General features: G+C 39.8%; 16 protein-coding genes and 1 tRNA gene. 10 read left to right on the top strand and 7 right to left on the bottom strand.

The genetic code is table 11. The features are described 5' to 3' along the window. The 4 genes from L5B83_RS11780 to L5B83_RS11765 all read left to right on the top strand — a co-directional run bounded on the left by L5B83_RS11780 (nt 1) and on the right by L5B83_RS11765 (nt 4,077). Nucleotides 1-1,413 (top strand): type IV pilus secretin PilQ, encoded by a 1,413-nt coding sequence (locus tag L5B83_RS11780; RefSeq protein WP_265778647.1) that lies wholly within the window; start codon nt 1-3, stop codon nt 1,411-1,413. 134 nt (nt 1,414-1,547) lie between these two features. After that, nucleotides 1,548-2,096 carry a shikimate kinase AroK gene (aroK, locus tag L5B83_RS11775; RefSeq protein WP_326938203.1) on the top strand — a complete coding sequence of 183 codons (549 nt, stop codon included), beginning with the start codon at nt 1,548-1,550 and terminating at the stop codon, nt 2,094-2,096. A gap of 20 nt (nt 2,097-2,116) precedes the next feature. Continuing rightward, complete coding sequence (gene aroB, locus L5B83_RS11770; protein ID WP_265778706.1) at nt 2,117-3,205, top strand: 3-dehydroquinate synthase; 1,089 nt, start codon at nt 2,117-2,119, stop codon at nt 3,203-3,205. A 5-nt stretch (nt 3,206-3,210) separates the two neighbouring features. Continuing rightward, nucleotides 3,211-4,077, top strand: a complete 867-nt coding sequence (locus tag L5B83_RS11765; protein WP_265778646.1) for a Dam family site-specific DNA-(adenine-N6)-methyltransferase — start codon at nt 3,211-3,213, stop codon at nt 4,075-4,077. Here the strand turns inward: L5B83_RS11765 and L5B83_RS11760 are convergent. Continuing rightward, a complete protein-coding gene (locus L5B83_RS11760) occupies nt 4,065-4,379 on the bottom strand; it encodes a DciA family protein (RefSeq protein ID WP_250350924.1) in 315 nt (104 codons plus the stop codon). The genes L5B83_RS11765 and L5B83_RS11760 overlap by 13 nt on opposite strands. A gap of 106 nt (nt 4,380-4,485) precedes the next feature. Between L5B83_RS11760 and secM the strand changes: the two genes are divergently transcribed. The 3 genes from secM to mutT all read left to right on the top strand — a co-directional run bounded on the left by secM (nt 4,486) and on the right by mutT (nt 8,109). After that, nucleotides 4,486-4,797 carry a secA translation cis-regulator SecM gene (gene secM, locus L5B83_RS11755; RefSeq protein ID WP_265778645.1) on the top strand — a complete coding sequence of 104 codons (312 nt, stop codon included), beginning with the start codon at nt 4,486-4,488 and terminating at the stop codon, nt 4,795-4,797. Nucleotides 4,798-4,884: 87 nt separating this feature from the next. Next, the gene (gene secA, locus L5B83_RS11750) at nt 4,885-7,593 is read left to right on the top strand and encodes a preprotein translocase subunit SecA (RefSeq protein ID WP_250350926.1); all 2,709 of its coding nucleotides are present in this window, start codon (nt 4,885-4,887) and stop codon (nt 7,591-7,593) included. A 114-nt stretch (nt 7,594-7,707) separates the two neighbouring features. Further along, nucleotides 7,708-8,109: an 8-oxo-dGTP diphosphatase MutT gene (gene mutT, locus L5B83_RS11745; RefSeq protein ID WP_250350927.1), complete on the top strand. Its 402-nt coding sequence runs from the start codon at nt 7,708-7,710 to the stop codon at nt 8,107-8,109. A 454-nt stretch (nt 8,110-8,563) separates the two neighbouring features. Here mutT and mltF read toward each other — a convergent pair whose 3' ends face one another. From mltF to mfd, 3 genes are all read right to left on the bottom strand, one after another. Further along, complete coding sequence (gene mltF, locus L5B83_RS11740; protein WP_265778644.1) at nt 8,564-9,952, bottom strand: membrane-bound lytic murein transglycosylase MltF; 1,389 nt, start codon at nt 9,950-9,952, stop codon at nt 8,564-8,566. 111 nt (nt 9,953-10,063) lie between these two features. Beyond that, nucleotides 10,064-10,648, bottom strand: coding sequence for a D-sedoheptulose 7-phosphate isomerase (gene lpcA, locus L5B83_RS11735; RefSeq protein ID WP_250350929.1), 585 nt, complete (start codon nt 10,646-10,648; stop codon nt 10,064-10,066). 86 nt (nt 10,649-10,734) lie between these two features. After that, nucleotides 10,735-14,169, bottom strand: coding sequence for a transcription-repair coupling factor (gene mfd, locus L5B83_RS11730; RefSeq protein WP_265778705.1), 3,435 nt, complete (start codon nt 14,167-14,169; stop codon nt 10,735-10,737). 231 nt (nt 14,170-14,400) lie between these two features. On the opposite strand from mfd, the gene L5B83_RS11725 reads away from it, so the two are divergent. Both L5B83_RS11725 and L5B83_RS11720 read left to right on the top strand, forming a co-directional pair. Next, nucleotides 14,401-14,490, top strand: a tRNA-Ser gene (locus tag L5B83_RS11725). Between the two features lie 213 nt (nt 14,491-14,703). Continuing rightward, nucleotides 14,704-15,372: an integrase arm-type DNA-binding domain-containing protein gene (locus L5B83_RS11720; RefSeq protein ID WP_265778643.1), complete on the top strand. Its 669-nt coding sequence runs from the start codon at nt 14,704-14,706 to the stop codon at nt 15,370-15,372. Between the two features lie 23 nt (nt 15,373-15,395). Here L5B83_RS11720 and L5B83_RS12520 read toward each other — a convergent pair whose 3' ends face one another. The 3 genes from L5B83_RS12520 to L5B83_RS11710 form a co-directional block, all read right to left on the bottom strand. After that, nucleotides 15,396-15,569: a transposase gene (locus L5B83_RS12520; RefSeq protein WP_442780651.1), complete on the bottom strand. Its 174-nt coding sequence runs from the start codon at nt 15,567-15,569 to the stop codon at nt 15,396-15,398. Between the two features lie 44 nt (nt 15,570-15,613). After that, entirely contained in the window at nt 15,614-16,201 is a 588-nt protein-coding gene (locus L5B83_RS11715; protein WP_265778642.1) for an IS630 transposase-related protein, read from the bottom strand. Between the two features lie 134 nt (nt 16,202-16,335). After that, the gene (locus L5B83_RS11710) at nt 16,336-16,674 is read right to left on the bottom strand and encodes a helix-turn-helix domain-containing protein (protein ID WP_326938367.1); all 339 of its coding nucleotides are present in this window, start codon (nt 16,672-16,674) and stop codon (nt 16,336-16,338) included. Between the two features lie 361 nt (nt 16,675-17,035). On the opposite strand from L5B83_RS11710, the gene L5B83_RS11705 reads away from it, so the two are divergent. Continuing rightward, entirely contained in the window at nt 17,036-17,611 is a 576-nt protein-coding gene (locus tag L5B83_RS11705) for a hypothetical protein (RefSeq protein ID WP_265778641.1), read from the top strand. The last annotated feature ends 138 nt before the right edge of the window (nt 17,612-17,749 follow it).

Raw genomic sequence — 17,749 nt, 5'->3', positions numbered from 1 at the left:
ATGCGATTATTAAAGTGCGGTGCATTTTTTCTGAGTTTTTCATTGCTTGCCTCAGCAAGCGAAAAAACCGATGAAACCTTTTCAATTCGCTTACAGCAAGCCCCTTTGGTACATACCGTGCAACAACTCGCGGCACAACAAAACGTGAATTTAGTGATCGATGATGAATTGCAAGGCTCGATTTCGTTACAACTGCAACAAACAACGCTTGCGCAATTTCTGCAAGTGGTGGCTAAAATTAAACAACTCCAATTTTGGCAGGAAAATGGCGTTTATTATTTGAGCAAAGCCACACCACATTCTTCATCAGAAAGTGCCAATCCCCTTCCCATTGAATTTGTCGATACATTGCCCGAAATGAGCGCCCCCGTGTTGCCCTCGCTATCCACAATGACGATAAAATTACACTATGCTAAAGCTTCTGAAATGATGAAAACACTGACTTCAGGCAGTGGTTCATTGCTTTCTGCAAATGGCAGTATAAGCTTTGACGATCGTAGCAACCTCTTGATCATTAAAGATGAAAAAGCAATATTGAAACAAATTAAAGGGATAGTAACGGAAATGGATAAACCCATTGAGCAAATCGCTATTGAAGCGCGTATTGTTACCATTAGCGATGAAAGCCTGAAAGAACTTGGCGTGCGTTGGGGGATTTTCACGCCGACAGAGGCAAGCCATAAAGTGAGTGGTAGTCTGAATGCGAATGGCTTTACCAATATTACGGATAATCTTAATGTGAATTTTGCCACCACGAATACGCCCGCCGGCTCAGTGGCACTGCAAATTGCCAAAATTAATGGACGATTGCTTGATTTAGAATTAACTGCGTTGGAGCGCGAAAATAGCGTGGAAATCATCGCTAGCCCAAGTTTGCTTACAACGAATAAGAAAAGCGCTAGCATCAAGCAAGGGACGGAAATCCCTTATGTGGTGAATAATAGTAAAAATGATAGCCAGACCATTGAGTTTCGCGAAGCCGTGCTAGGATTAGACGTTACCCCTCATTTATCAAAAGATAACGGCATTTTACTGGATTTAGTCGTCAGTCAAAATGCGCCGGGGCGGCGTGTTGCTTACGGTGAAAACGAAGTGATTGCCATTGATAAGCAAGAAATTAACACGCAAGTCTTTGCCCAAGATGGGGAAACCATTGTGTTAGGGGGTATTTTCCACGACACCATTACCAAAGCCTTAGATAAAGTGCCTGTGCTAGGTGATATTCCCGTAATTAAACGTTTATTCAGTAAAGAAGTGGAACGTCATCAAAAACGGGAACTGGTTATTTTCGTTACACCACATTTGATCAAAAAAGGGCAACGCGCAGAAAAACCAAGTGCGGTGAAAAATCCACCAAAAAATCACCGCACTTCGCCATCTTCTTTGAAAATTTCGTCCAAATCTCGCAAATAAATTTATTTTGACGGTTGAAAAAGGTAGGCATTTATTGCGATAATCGCACTTATTTTTTGGGTGATCTTTTCCAACCATATTTCTTTTTATGGTTGTCTTTTTATTTGTCGTTAAGATCAATTATTTTAAATTTTATTAAAGAAGAACAACGAGAAATGGCAGAAAAACGTAATATTTTCTTAGTAGGTCCAATGGGCGCGGGAAAAAGCACTATTGGTCGTCAATTGGCGCAAATGTTAGGAATGGATTTTATTGATACCGATGCGGAAATTGAACAACGTGCCGGTGCTGACATTAGCTGGATTTTTGATGTTGAAGGCGAAGAAGGTTTCCGCAAGCGCGAAGAACGTATTATTAATGAATTAACACAAAAACAAGGCATTGTGCTTTCCACAGGTGGCGGAGCGGTAATGTCAAAAGAAAACCGCAACCATCTTTCTGCGCGTGGCATTGTGATCTATTTAGAAACCACCGTAGAAAAACAATTTCAACGTACGCAACGCGATAAAAAACGTCCGTTACTACAAGATGTAGAAGATCCACGCCAAGTGCTTGAGGAACTTTCAAAAATTCGTAATCCGCTGTATCAAGAAGTGGCGGATATTACCTTACCCACTGATGATCAAAGTGCCAAAGTAATGGCAAATCAAATCGTTGATTTAATTGAAAATATCAACGGCTAATTAAGCAAAAGGAAAAAATGATGTTGTGCGTAAATGTTGAATTAAAAGAACGTCGTTATCCTATTTATATCGGCGCTGGCTTGCTCTCCGATCCTAGTGTTTATCCCCTAAAAGCAGGCGATAAAGTGATGCTTGTGAGTAATCCAACCATTGCACAACATTATCTTGTTCCAGTCACAGAAACATTAACTCAGCTTGGTTGCCAAGTTGATCACGTATTGTTACCCGATGGTGAGCAATATAAAAATCTTGAATCGCTCAATCTGATCTTCACTGCATTATTAGAAAAAAATCACGGTCGCGACACGACTTTGATTGCGTTAGGTGGCGGGGTGATTGGCGATGTCGTGGGGTATGCTGCAGCCAGTTATCAACGTGGTGTGAGTTTTATCCAAATTCCAACCACGCTACTTGCTCAAGTCGATTCTTCTGTTGGTGGAAAAACCGCCGTGAATCACCCACTCGGTAAAAATATGATTGGGGCGTTTTATCAACCTTGTGCGGTGATTGTAGATACCCTCACCCTTCATACCTTACCGAAACGCGAAGTCAATGCTGGTTTAGCGGAAGTGATTAAATACGGCGCTATTTTAGATTACCCATTCTTTGAATGGTTAGAACAACATATTGATGAATTGGTTGCCCTTGAACAAGCCCCGTTACAGCACTGTATTGCCCGTTGTTGCCAAATTAAGGCTGATGTGGTGGCAAGAGATGAAACCGAAAAAGGCGACCGAGCCTTACTTAATTTAGGTCATACTTTTGGTCACGCCATTGAAACCCATTTAGGCTATGGGCAATGGTTACACGGTGAAGCCGTCGCCGCTGGCTCAATGATGGCAGCAGCCCTTTCTGAAATGTTAGGCGATTTATCCGTACAAGATGTGGGCCGTTTAGAAAAACTTTTTGCGCGTGCGAACTTACCTACAGTTTCGCCAGATACAATGCAACCTGAAGATTACCTACCACATATGATGCGTGATAAAAAAGTATTAGCTGGAAAATTACGCCTCGTATTGCTGAAATCACTCGGACAGGCTTATGTGGCTACCGATAGCGACAAAGATCTTGTTCTTGCAGCCATTGCCCGTTGCACACAAACTGACTAACTTCAATGTATCCTAATGCGACAATTTTCCCACAACAAAAATACCGCCCTTTTCTAAAATGGGCGGGCGGAAAATTTCGTCTTACCGATCAAATTAATAAATTATTTCCTAAGAAAAAACAATGCCTTATTGAACCTTTCGTCGGCGCTGGGGCAGTTTTTTTGAATAGCCAATTTGAACACTATATTTTGGTAGATATTAATGCGGATTTAATCAATCTGTTTAATACGGTTAAGCAAGATGTAAATTTGTATATTGAGGCAGTGAAAACGGTCTTTTTCCACCCTGATGCCAATACACCTGAGTATTATTACGCACAGCGTAGCCAATTTAATCAATCCACCAATCACTTTGAACGTTCCGTTTTGTTTTTGTATCTCAACCGTTTTGGTTTCAATGGGTTATGCCGTTATAACAGTAAGCAGGAATTTAACGTGCCTTTCGGAAGTTATAAAACCCATTATTTCCCCGAACTTGAGCTACGTTATTTTGCCCATAAAGCACAAAGTGCGATGTTTATTTGTGCCGATTTTCACGAAGCGTTTAAATTTGCGGATGAAAATTCCGTTATTTATTGTGATCCGCCTTATGCGCCGATTAAGCAAGAAAGCAATTTCACCAGTTATGCGGGGAATGATTTTTCTTTAGCGCATCAACAAGCCTTGGCAAACTTAGCACAACATACCGCCAAGGAACATCAAATTCCTGTCTTGATTTCCAATCACGATACCAAATTTACACGTCAAATTTATCAAGGGGCGAAAATCAAACGTTTAAAAGTGCAACGTTCAATCAGCCAAGCCTCTCATAAACGGATTAAAGTCAATGAGTTAATCGCCACTTTTCACGGCAACCAAACTCAACGAGGCTGACTGAGCAAGGCAGGATTGACGTTAAATTGAAGTTGCTGAATTTGCGGATTTAACTCCTTTACTTTTGCTAATAGCTCTTTTTCTCTGAATAACAAACCTTGGCGCACCATCGCATTTGCCACCTCAATCACCAATACCGTTTCAGAAAAATTCGCTACACGATAAAAACCGTTAAATTGACTTGGAAATAACCGAGCTAATTGCTCGTTTAATTGTTGTAACAAAATGCCTTTTTGCATAATTTTGCCAAGGCGAGAATTTTCTAACACGTCTTGTACATTGGTGGGTTTACTGTATCGCATTACTTGTTTTCTACTTTTTTGACCTAATATTACACATCAAAGTAAGACATTGTAGTGATTTTCCGCTACAATGACAGCGATTTTTTGATTAAAAATAAGTTACCGAATGATTTCATCTAAAAGCACACAGAATTTTTGGTCGCAATTCCTACTCAGTATGATTGCGATCTTTGCCTTGCCTAATGCACAAGGTGTAGAAAATGCAGGGCTTACTTGTGAAAATTATTCTCGGGAACAACGCCAAACGCAACAGCTTGCTTGTCATCAGCTTGTTGCGCACAAACAAAGTATTCAACAGCAACAAAAACCAACGAAAAGCCATTTTGTTGCCCCAAAAATTCTCCATCAAAAAGCACCGCACTTTATTTTTCCTGTATTGCGTGCGGCTACACCAATCCGCGCTGGCCCTGTTGCTTAGCCTTTTTCCGCCAAATATTACCCTTTGAATGATTTCAGCACCTTGCTGAAGTTTAATTTAACCTATTGATATAAAAGAAATAAGATTATGTTTAGAACTATTTTTACAAAAATTTTTGGCAGTCGTAATGACCGCATTCTACGTCGCTTAAACAAACAAGTGGCAAAAATCAACAAAATGGAACCGGAATTTGAAGCGTTAAGCGATGAACAATTACAAGGCAAAACCGCAGAATTTCGTGAACGCCTAAAAAACGGTGAAACCTTACAAAGTCTATTACCTGAAGCTTTTGCTACGGTGCGTGAGGCAAGTAAACGTGTACTTGGTATGCGTCATTTTGATGTCCAATTAATTGGTGGTATGGTGCTGAATGATCGCTGCATTGCAGAAATGCGTACTGGGGAAGGGAAAACGCTGACCGCTACATTACCTTGCTATCTTAATGCCTTAACTGGAAAAGGGGTACACGTTGTAACGGTAAACGATTATCTTGCTCGTCGAGATGCAGAAACTAACCGTCCTTTATTTGAATTTTTAGGTATGACTGTGGGCGTAAATATTCCGGGATTACCTGCTGAGGAAAAACGTGCTGCTTATGCCGCAGATATTACTTATGCAACAAATAGCGAATTAGGCTTTGATTATTTACGCGATAACCTTGCTCATTCTGCTCAAGAACGTTTCCAGAAAGAACTCTACTACGCCTTAGTGGATGAAGTGGATTCTATTTTGATTGACGAAGCTCGTACTCCGCTAATTATTTCAGGGCCTGCGGAAGATAGTTCGGAACTTTATATCGCTATTGATAAGTTAATCCCACACTTAATTAAACAAGATAAAGAAGACACCGAAGACTATCAAGGTGATGGGGATTACACCTTAGATTTAAAAACGAAACAAGCTTATCTGACTGAACGTGGGCAAGAAAAAATCGAAACGTGGCTGATTGAACAAGGATTAATGCAAGAGTCAGAATCCCTTTATTCCCCAGCCAAAGTCGCATTGTTACACCACGTTTATGCTGCATTGCGTGCGCATACCCTCTTTGAACGTGATGTTGATTACATCGTAAAAGATGGTGAAATTATCATTGTTGATGAACATACAGGGCGTACAATGGCAGGGCGTCGTTGGTCTGAAGGTTTACACCAAGCCATTGAAGCCAAAGAAGGGGTGCCAATCCAAAATGAAAATCAAACGGTGGCATCCATTACTTACCAAAATTATTTCCGTCTTTATGAAAAATTAGCCGGAATGACCGGAACAGCAGATACGGAAGCCTTTGAATTTCAACAAATTTATGGCTTAGAAACCATTGTAATCCCAACCAATCGACCAATGATTCGTGATGATCGTACTGATTTAATGTTTGAAAATGAACAATACAAATTTGCGGCGATTATCGAAGAAATCAAAGACTGCATTGCCCGTAACCAACCTGTATTAGTAGGGACAGCATCGATTGAAAAATCAGAATTATTATCAGATGCGTTAACCAAAGCGGGAATTAAGCACAGTGTGCTAAATGCCAAATTCCACGCACAAGAAGCAGAAATCATTGCCAATGCAGGCTATCCCGCTGCTGTGACTATTGCCACCAATATGGCAGGACGCGGTACAGATATTGTACTTGGCGGGAACTGGAAAGCAGAAGTGGCGAAATTAGATAATCCAACTGACGCACAAATCGACGCGATCAAAGCCAACTGGCAAACACGCCACGACATTGTAAAACAAGCTGGCGGTTTGCATATTATCGGCACAGAACGCCACGAGTCACGCCGTATTGATAACCAATTGCGTGGACGTTCAGGACGTCAAGGCGATCCCGGTTCATCACGTTTCTACTTATCCTTAGATGATGCCTTAATGCGAATTTACCTGAATGAAGGTAAATTGAATATGATGCGTAAAGCCTTCAGCACACCGGGGGAAGCAATGGAATCTAAGTTGCTCACCAAAGTAATTGCCTCAGCCCAAGCAAAAGTGGAAGCGCATAACTTTGACGGGCGTAAAAACTTATTAGAATTTGATGACGTTGCGAACGATCAACGCCACGCGATTTATCAGCAACGTAATGAATTACTGGATAATGAAAACATCGCTGACACCATTGAAGTGATCCGCCAAGATGTGTTTAACACGGTTATTGATCAATATATTCCACCAAATTCTCTGGAAGAAATGTGGGATATTCCCGCGTTAGAACAACGTTTAAAACAAGATTTTGCGTTAGATTTACCTATCGCACAATGGTTAGAAGAAAATAATGCCTTACACGAAGAAACCTTGCGTGAACGCATTATTGAAGCGGCTGTTGCTGAATATAAACGTAAAGAAGAACTAGTTGGTTCGGAATCAATGCGCCATTTTGAAAAAGGCATTATGTTACAAACCCTTGATGAACTTTGGAAAGAGCATTTATCGGCAATGGATCACCTGCGCCGTGGCATTCACTTGCGTGGTTATGCACAAAAAGATCCAAAACAAGAGTATAAGAAAGAATCTTTCCAAATGTTCACAGATATGCTTGACGCATTAAAGCTCAGCGTTATCACGACACTCAGCCGTGTACAAATCCGTACGCAAGAAGAAATTGAACAAGCAGAAAGATTACAACAAGAAATGGCTGCCCGTGAACAGGCACAAATGCAATATAACACTGACGATGAACAAGCGGAACAAACCCCATTGCCGCCTTCAGATCGTAAGATTGGTCGTAATGAGCCTTGCCCGTGCGGTTCAGGGAAAAAATACAAACATTGCCATGGCAATCGTGCGGCGAACTATCGTTAATTGATAAAATATAAAAGTGCGGTAAAAATTTCTGATTTTTTTACCGCACTTTATAGAGGGTCTGTTGATCATTCATTTTACATTTGAGTTATCCACAAACCCTAAGGAGAAAAAATGGCAAAACCGATTATCCAAGTTGCAGCCGGGATCATTCGTAATGAATTTGGGCAAATTTATCTTACTCAACGCCTTGAAGGGCAGGATTTTGCGCAATCTTTAGAATTCCCCGGCGGGAAAGTCGATAAAGGTGAAACGCCCGAGCAAGCCCTTGCCAGAGAACTTGAAGAAGAAATCGGCATTCATATTCTCAACGCCGAGTTATTTGAGCGTTTTACCTTTGAATATCCCAGCAAGGTCATTCAATTTTATTTTTACCTTGTGGAACAATGGGTGGGCGAACCTTTTGGTCGAGAAGGGCAGGAAGGAATGTGGATTGCACAATCTGAACTCGATGCCAGTCAATTTCCGCCCGCTAACAGCAAGCTTATTCAACGTTTACTGGCTGAAAATCAATAAGTTATCACCAATAAAAAAGCATTATATGAAAAATATAATGCTTTTCTTTTTTCAACGAATTAGGTGCTATGCCCATTTAGCACGCTAACGACGTGGTGATCTCACCCAAAAAATCTCATAAAACGTGGTTAAATTGCTTGAGAAAATTCCTTTATGCTCTACAACACGCTGTCTTGTGTTGTGTGCGATTTGGGCTATTTTTAGTCCCGTTACCCAAATAGCGCCTTAACAACAAATATCCTGTATCACAAATTGCAATGAATGACGTTCGTGTAAGCGGAATTTTCTTTGCTTCAAACGTTTTAGTCTTAACGCTCGTACCTGAGATAAACGGAATAATTTCGTGTTGTTTTTCTTCAAAAATGTTTTTCTTTTTATTGCCATAATGTCCTTCTCTTTTCTATTCACAGCCTAAGGAAAATCCTCTAAATGATTTTCTATGTTAGGGTAAACCTTAGTGTGGTGCTTCTTGGTTTTGCTGTATGCGGTGATAATTCACAATGCTGTTCATATAGCGACGAATATTTTCAACATATTGATAAGCCTCATAACCTCGTGCATAGCCATATTTTAAATTAGTGTAATAACGTTTTTCCGCCAATAAAGGCAGATTTTTCTTCACATCAAGCCAGTTATCGGGATCGCCACCAAGGCTCTTTGTTAAGCGGCGTACATCAAGCAAATGCCCAAGCCCCATATTATAGGCACACAAAGCAAACCAAATGCGATCTTCTTGGCGGATGGTATTTGGCATTTGCGCCAGTAATAAATGCAAATATTCCGATCCCGCTTTAATGCTTTGTTCCGCATCTAAACGATTGTTGATTTTCATTCGTTCCGCTGTGGCCTTAGTCAGCATCATCATTCCGCGTACGCCTGTTGGCGAGGTGGCTTCTGGGTTCCAATGGGATTCTTGATAGGCAATCGCAGCCAATAAACGCCAATCTAACTCCCCTTTATACTTATCAAAAAGATCCGCATATTTCGGTAAAATCGTTTCAATTGCATTTAAATAAGAACGGGTATCCACATAGTCAAATTGGGCTAAATGGTTAAAATATTTTTCCTCAATGCGTGCAATAAGCCCTGTTTCAATGGCATTATTCATAAAATCGAGCAAGGCGGCTTGCAGTTCATTATAGGTATTATTCGCCAAATACCAATGAATGGTCGCTTCGTCAGTAACATCAAAGGCAACCGCCAGCTGTGGCTTAATTTGTTGCGTAATAGAAATATCTATTGAATTGGCAATGGTGTAATCCAGTTTACCTTCTGCGACTTGCAGTAATAATTCCTCTTGGCTTTGATCCACTGTTGTCCATTGCAAATCAGGATATTGTTCTTTAAAACGATTAAGTAACAGATTGAGTTCAGAGCCTTTCGCCACCACTAAGCGTCCATTTAATTTTTCTAACGAAGTAGGGCGATTTTCTCCTTTACGGTAAACCAGTTGCCACGAGGCAGAAGAATACGCAGGACCGAGCTGAAATTGTTCTAACTTTTCGGGTTGATAAAGCAAATTCGCTGCTGCTAAATCAATTTGATGCGCGGATAAGGCAGAAAATAGTGCTTGAGTACTCTCCATTGGGCGAATATCCAATTCCACATCCAAATAATCTGCAAAGGCTTTCGTGAGTTCATATTCAAACCCCGTTGCGCCCTCTGAACCAATAAAATAAGAAATGGGATTATTCAGTGTGCCAACAATCAATTTACCTTTGGTTTGCACCATTGCATAAGGATTATCTTCCGATTGCATTATGCGTTGCCACGGGAACACCATATCAATGGCCCACAATAATAAGGCAACGGCACTCACTATACGTAAAAATAAACCTTTCAATCTTGCTCTACTCTATCATCACAACACATTGTCTGTGTTTGGTTAACGTTAAAAGTGCGGTAAAAAATCATTTAATTTTGTACCGCACTTATCAAATAAATGAAAACGAAATTATGCGGCTTTCGCCATTTCAAATTCAATCAACATCATTAAAATATGGATCACTTTGATATGAATTTCTTGAATGCGATCGGCATAACGGAAATGTGGCACGCGAATTTCGACATCAGCAAGCCCCGCCATTTGCCCCCCGTCTTTACCTGTCATGGCAATCACTTTCATCCCTTTCTCTTTTGCCGCTTTAATCGCATTCAAAATGTTCTTAGAATTACCTGAAGTGGATAAGCCAAAGAGCACATCCCCTTTTTGCCCCACAGCCTCAATATAACGAGAGAACACATAATCATAGCCAAAATCATTGCTCACACAGCTTAAATGGCTGACATCAGAAATCGCAATGGCAGGGTAGCCGGGGCGGTTTTCACGATAACGCCCCGTGAGTTCTTCAGCAAAATGCATTGCATCGCAGTGCGATCCACCATTTCCGCACGAAAGCACTTTTCCACCTTGTTTAAAACTCTCTGCAATTAACAACGCTGCTTGTTGAATTAATTCAATATTTTTTTCATCATTGACGAATTTATTAAGCACATCTTGTGCTTCGTTAAGCTCGGCTTTAATTTGATCTAAGTACATTTTATTCTCCTTTTGCAAACACACCTCAAAATTAAAATGGCGTTAATCTATCACGATTTTGCCATTAATTCATTATATTTCCGTTGCTATGCGTTTAATGTTTGGAGTAATTCCGTTACAAAATCCAACCGCACTTTATTCTCTGTTAAATCACGCTGAAATCTAAATTTCGTTGGGCCGTCAAAGCGATATACCGCCGGCGATTGCTGAATAAGTTGCAAGAATTTTGTCGGATCAAGGCTGGCTTTAGGAGAAAACTCAATAAAGCCACCTTGCGCCGTGGCTTCCATACGAATAATCTGCAATGGCTTAGCTTGCAAACGCAACTGGGCAATCTGTAATAAATTTTTTGCAGGTGTCGGCAATAAGCCAAAGCGATCGATTAATTCCACTTTTAATTCATCAAGCTCTTGGGGGGTTTCAGCACCGGCAATGCGTTTATAAAAACCAAGACGCATATTCACATCGCCTAAATAATCATCAGGTAACAAGGCGGGAATGCGTAAATCAATTTCAACTTGACGCTGAGTGAGTTCATCAAGGGAAGGCTCACGTCCCTCTTTCAGCGCATTCACGGCACTTTCTAGCAGATCCATATACAAAGAGAAACCAATGCTTTCAATTTGTCCGCTTTGTTCATCACCAAGTAATTCCCCTGCCCCACGAATTTCTAAATCTTGCGTTGCCAACATAAAACCTGCGCCAAGGTTATCAAGACTTTCCAATGCTTCAAGGCGTTTTACTGCATCTTTTGTCATCGCTTTCGGATGAGGCGTCAATAAATAGGCATAAGCTTGGTGATGAGAACGCCCCACTCGCCCACGCAATTGGTGTAATTGGGCTAAACCGAAACGATCCGCACGCTCGATGATGATAGTGTTCGCAGTAGGCACATCAATCCCTGTTTCAATAATGGTCGAGCAAACCAGTACGTTGTAGCGCTGATGATAAAAATCTGACATCACACGCTCTAACTCACGCTCACGCATTTGTCCGTGTCCAATAACAATGCGCGCTTCAGGCACAAGTGCGGTTAAATTTTCGGCACAATTTTCAATACTCGCCACATCATTATGCAAATAATAAACCTGCCCACCACGTAGAATTTCACGCAAAATGGCTTCGCGGATAATTAAATCATCAGCTTGCCGTACAAAGGTTTTAATCGTCAAACGGCGTGCTGGTGGCGTGGAGATAATAGAGAGATCGCGAATACCATTCATTGCCATATTTAGCGTGCGTGGAATCGGCGTTGCCGTAAGGGTGAGAATATCTACATTGGCTCGCAATTGCTTAATTTTTTCTTTTTGACGCACGCCAAAACGGTGTTCCTCATCAATAATCAGCAAGCCTAGATCGTTAAATTTAACTTCTGGCTGAATAAGTTTATGTGTGCCAATCAAAATATCAATTTTCCCCTCTGCTAAAGCTGCAAGCAGCGTTTTTTGCTCTTTTGCTGTTTTAAAGCGGGAAAGCACTTCCACATTCACAGGTAAATTAGCAAAGCGATCTTTGAAATTTTCATAATGTTGTTGTGCAAGGAGAGTGGTTGGCACAAGTACGGCAACCTGCTTATGATTCATCACCGCTAAAAATGCGGCACGCATTGCCACTTCTGTTTTACCGAACCCAACATCACCACACACCAAACGATCCATTGCTTTCGGCTGGCACATATCAGAAATCACCGCATTAATCGCCGTCATTTGATCCAAGGTTTCTTCAAAAGGGAAAGTGGCTGAAAACTGCATAAACTCATCACGATCATAATGAAAGGCAAAGCCTTTTTGCGATTCGCGGCGCGCGTACACATCAAGTAATTCAGCGGCGACATCACGAATTTTCTCCGCTGCTTTCTGGCGGCTTTTCGCCCAAGCATCACTGCCTAATTTATGCAATGGCGCCGTTTCTTCCGAGCCGCCTACATAACGGCTAATCAAATGCAGTGAGGTTACCGGCACATAAAGTTTGGAATCATTAGCATATTGCAGCAGCAAAAATTCCGATTTTATCCCCGCATTTTCTAACGTAACCAAGCCAGCATAACGCCCTACCCCGTGATCTAAATGCACCACAGGCTGACCAATTTTCAGTTCAGCCAAATGGCGGATTAAGGTATCTGGATTAACCGATTTTTGTCGATCTCGACTACGCTGCTGTACTCGTTCACCAAGTAATTCCGTTTCCGTAATCAATGCAATGGAATCGTTGCCTTTATCAATAATAAAGCCTCGATCTTGGCTACAAATCAGTAAATTTTGCTTCGCTTGTAAATCGGAAAGATGCGTAATTTGCTTTGGTCTTAACTTCAACGAACTAAGCAAATCAAGCAGGGTTTCTCGCCGCCCTTCTGTTTCAACACAAAACACAATATCCCCATTAAATTGCGTCATAAACTCACGCAAATTTTGGAGAGGTTCTTTTTGTTGTAGCTTTAAGCTTAAATCCGGCAAGCTTTGCACGGGTAAGTTTTGCTGACGTACAGAAGCGCGTGCCACTTTCTCCGCTTTCAAGATGATTTTAGGAAAATGTTTGAGCTGATGATTAATTTGGTCAATCGGCAACCAAAGCTGATCTGGCGGTAATAAAGGGCGCATAGGATCAACACGGCGGCTTTCATAACGTTGCTCACAATCTTGATAAAAACGCTCACCTTGTTGCTGATTGCTAGCAAAATCAACAAATAAAGTCTGTTCAGGCAGGTAATCAAATAAGGTTGCCATTTGCTCAAAAAACAGAGGTTGCCAATATTCAATCCCAGCCGCCAACGTGCCTTTGCTCACTTGCTGATAAATATGCTCTGGATCACGGCGAATTTCACCAAAAGTATCACGAAATTTTGTACGGAAAAACTCAATGCCTTTATGATCCGTAGGAAATTCTTGTGCTGGTAATAAACGGATAGAAGGAATTTCTTCTAATGTTCGCTGGCTATCCACATCAAAGGTGCGAATGCTCTCAATTTCCTCATCAAAAAAATCTAAGCGAAAAGGCACCGCACTTCCCATAGGAAAGAGATCGAGTAACGCCCCACGCAATGCGTATTCACCGTGTTCCAACACTTGTTCCACAGCACGATATCCTGCATTTTCTAACTGCAAACGGAAATCGTTAATAACAATACGATCACCTTTTTTAACCAGTAAAACATTATGTTGCAAATACGCTGGCGGGCAAATTTTTTGCATTAAGGTACTGATTGGCAAAATAAAAATGCCATTTTTTGCATTTTGTAAATGGAATAACGCACTGAGTCGGGAAGAAATAATATCTTGATGTGGCGAAAAACTGTCATAAGGCAAGGTCTCCCAATCAGGAAAAAAGGTAACCGGCTCAGAAATAATTTCTGCCAAAATTTTAGATAAACGTACCGCACTTCGTGTGTCTGGCGTAACAACAACCGTTATTCCTTGATGTTGTTGGGCAATTTCAGCAATTGCTAAAACATCACTGCCTGCAATGACATTAGCTAAAATTTTGTGATCATTCGCTTTTGTTGGGATATTCAAATCAAAATACATCATAATACTAAGTGCGGTGTTTTTTTCCGTCTTTTTTAAGATTAAAAATACGGCTAGTCTAACGGAAATCCACGCATTTGCAAAGAAGAACACTGTTTTTTTACACAGTATAAAAATGCAAAAAATGACCACTTGCATTGACTGTCCCTATTTTAATCAGTTAGGTGATAAAGACAGAAAAACGCTTGACGAAAGCCGATGAAATCTTTATATTCTGCCTCTATTCCCAATGGTGAGATGTCCGAGTGGTTGAAGGAGCACGCCTGGAAAGCGTGTATGTGCGAAAGTGCATCGGGGGTTCGAATCCCCCTCTCACCGCCATTCTACTGTTTTTCTACGTTCGCCTACGTTCAAAATTTCAAAAAAATGCAACAGAAACAACATTTTACTGTTCGTTTTTATTCATTTTTGTTTTTTCTTTGTTTGCTTACATCCACACTTTTTAGATCCCTGTTTAGATCCCTCACTTTAAAGGGATTTTTACGAGGGATCTAAAAGGTTAATTATCCTTTATTTTTCATAAGGTTATGAGATATGAGCAAAATTGTTAAACCTTTAACCAATACTACCCTTCAAAATCTAAAGCCTATGGCGAAAGAATATATTAAATCTGATGGGCAAGGGCTTTATATTAGAGTAAAACCCAATGGCGCTAAGATTTGGTATTTCGCCTATAAATACCTTAGGAAACACAAAAAAATTAGCCTAGGTTCATTTCCTGATTTATCTTTAGCAAAGGCTAGAGAAATTGCGCAGGAATATCGTACGCTACTTGTGCAAAATGTTGATCCGCTAGACTACAAAAATGTGCAATTTAAACAATTGGAAAATGAGAATATTACATTAAAGGAATTAGCGGCTAAATGGCGTGAGCGGCGTTTATGTAGTAGTAGACTAATTCCGCAGTCCTCAATAGGTGGTAAACTATCACAAAAAGAGGACAATGTAATGAGAAGAACATTTAGCCCAGAATATAAAGCCGCCGCGGTAAAATTGGTGACTGAACAAGGTTATTCCATCTCACAAGCCTGTTTGGAATTAGGGATAGGGGAAACCGCATTACGTCGTTGGGTAGTACAAGCAGAGCAACAAGGCTATGTATTACCCGGCACTAAGCCTATATCCCCCGAACAACAACGCATACGGGAACTGGAGCAACGAATAAAAATACTCGAAGAGGACAAAGAAATCCTAAAAAACTGAAACAATTGTCAAAATAAAAAAAATCAAGTATCAACACAATCAAACCGCCATTGTTTTCTCAGACTTTTAACCCAAGCCCATGTTTTTTCAATTGGATTTAAGTTAGGGCTATAAGGCGGTAGCCATAAAATCTTATGTTCTGTCTGGTCAACGGCTTCGATAATATCTTGTCGTTTATGGAACGCGGCATTATCCATCGCGATAACTGTCGGCTTCTCCAGCTCTGGTAACAATGCTTCGGTCAGCCAAACATAAAAATATCACTGTCAATCGGACAGTCAAATAATCTGAGTGCAAATAAATTCCCCTCTCGAATAGCGCCGATTGCATTGGTTCGAGTAGCCATTTTCTGCCAGTTGTGTGTAGCTTGGCACTTCTCTCCGACGGGTGCATAGCCGTGGGTGCGAAAAGTCTGTTTCTCAAATCTGCTTTCGTCTAAATAAACGATGTTATATCCCACTTCAGAATAAGCTGTTAGTTCTTCTTTAAAGCGCGGTCTTTTCTGTTCGTCTGCCTGAGGATGGTGTAGTGTTTTTTTACGGCTGATTTTCAAACGGCGTAAGGCTTTGCAGATAGCACTCTGCGTTGTGCCTATGCGTGCTGTTCTTTCAGCCAGAGTAGCCTCAGGGAAGCATTTGACATCATTGAGTAGGTCTTCGGTATGGATGGTTCTTGGCTTTTTTTGGTGTCTTTTTTTCGGTTGGATTTCTTTCTTCCATGCGTAAAAAGTGGATGTACTGATGCCGTAGATTTTTAGAAAATCTACAATTCGCTCTGCTTTTTTGGCTTGTTCTATGATTTTTTTACGGAAATGTACGGGATAGGTCACATACTGTGCTCTATTTTGGTTTTTGGGGAATTTTACTATAGAATTCGGAAGTGAAGTTACTCTTGCTTTAAGGTTTGAATCAATTCTTTTAAAAGTAAAATTTCAGTATTTTTTTGTTCTAAGATAAACTGGAATTATCGTTCTTTTTGTTTTAAAAGTTCATCTTTGTGATTAATGATTAAGTTCAATTTCTCAATCTCAAATACACTACCATCAGTATTCCCATAGTGGTTATTTGCGCCATCATTGCCAATGACTTGCAATATTAAGTTTTTTTCCTCACTAGAAATTAATTCGATGATATCTAAGTTAAATACTTCCGCAATTTGTTCTAGTCGAGAGAGATTAATTTTACTTTCTCCACGTTCCATTTTTGCGTAACCATTTTTAGACATCTGAATTTTTTCCGCCATTTCTTCTTGCGACCATTGATTTATTTCTCTTAATGCACGAATTTTTTCATTTATCTTCATATTCATCCTTTATATGGTAAAAAAACAATAAAAATGGTTAGATTACTTACTTTTGTTGGTGGACTAATTTAGTGCTGGAATTATACTTAACTAATCATTTATCATCAAGTTTAACTTGTTTTTTACTTAATTTAGGAGAACTCAAAATGTAAAATTATTACGAAATGCTTGGCTTAGATATCAATGCGTCATTAGATGAAATTAAAATAAAACTGAGAGAAGCTCATCAAAATAACAAATTTGAAGCATCATTATTGAGACAAATGAGTTCTATATTACTCAATGAAAATTAAAGCAATCTTATGATAAAAAATTATTTGATTTTATTCTAAATCAAAGTAATATTTCTAATGAAAAATCTTTGTCAAATAACAAACTCTTTAACTCTATTTCCGAAAAATTAGATGATAACTTTGGTATAGATAACAAATACATTTATATGGTATTGGTACTGATGGCAATAAATATGGCGAGTATTTTTTTGCCTATTACCATTTCAAATGTGACTAGTTTTGTTTTAAGTATTGTTATCATGATACTGTTAATTCAAGATTGGAACCTTTTAAAGCAAATTGATAAGAATACTTTCTCAAAATGGTGGTCATTGATTCCGCCAGTTTATTTATTTAAACGAGCCAAACGATTAGAAACCAAACAAACATATTTCCAAATTTATACGGGCTTATGGATTGGTTTTATCTTGTTATTTTTTGTGTTTATTAGTAGCAAAGGGCAGCTGGCATCCTCAGCTTGTGATACAGTTACTAAAATTATCCATGAACAATTTCATCAATCAACAAGTTGCAAATCAGTTAGCATCATTGAAAGTGATGGTAAATACCATTCTGCTATCGCCGAACTTTCTAATGGTAGAACTATTGACGTTAATATTACAGAAACACCGAGTGGCGATATTTATGTAGAAATTGAACCATAATGGCAGTAAAAAATTCGGCTCTTAGAGCCGAATTTTCATTTTCAGGCAGCCTAAAAAGCGTTTTTAAGGTTTAAATCCCAAAAACCATGAGCGCTTAAAGCATATAGCGAGTATATAATGAAATTTCGGATGATATAT

This window comes from Avibacterium sp. 21-599, from assembly GCF_026226765.1.
Taxonomy (GTDB): Bacteria; Pseudomonadota; Gammaproteobacteria; order Enterobacterales; family Pasteurellaceae; genus Avibacterium.
The sequence above is the reverse complement of the archived record's forward strand: the minus strand, read 5'-3'. Positions and strand labels throughout refer to the sequence as shown.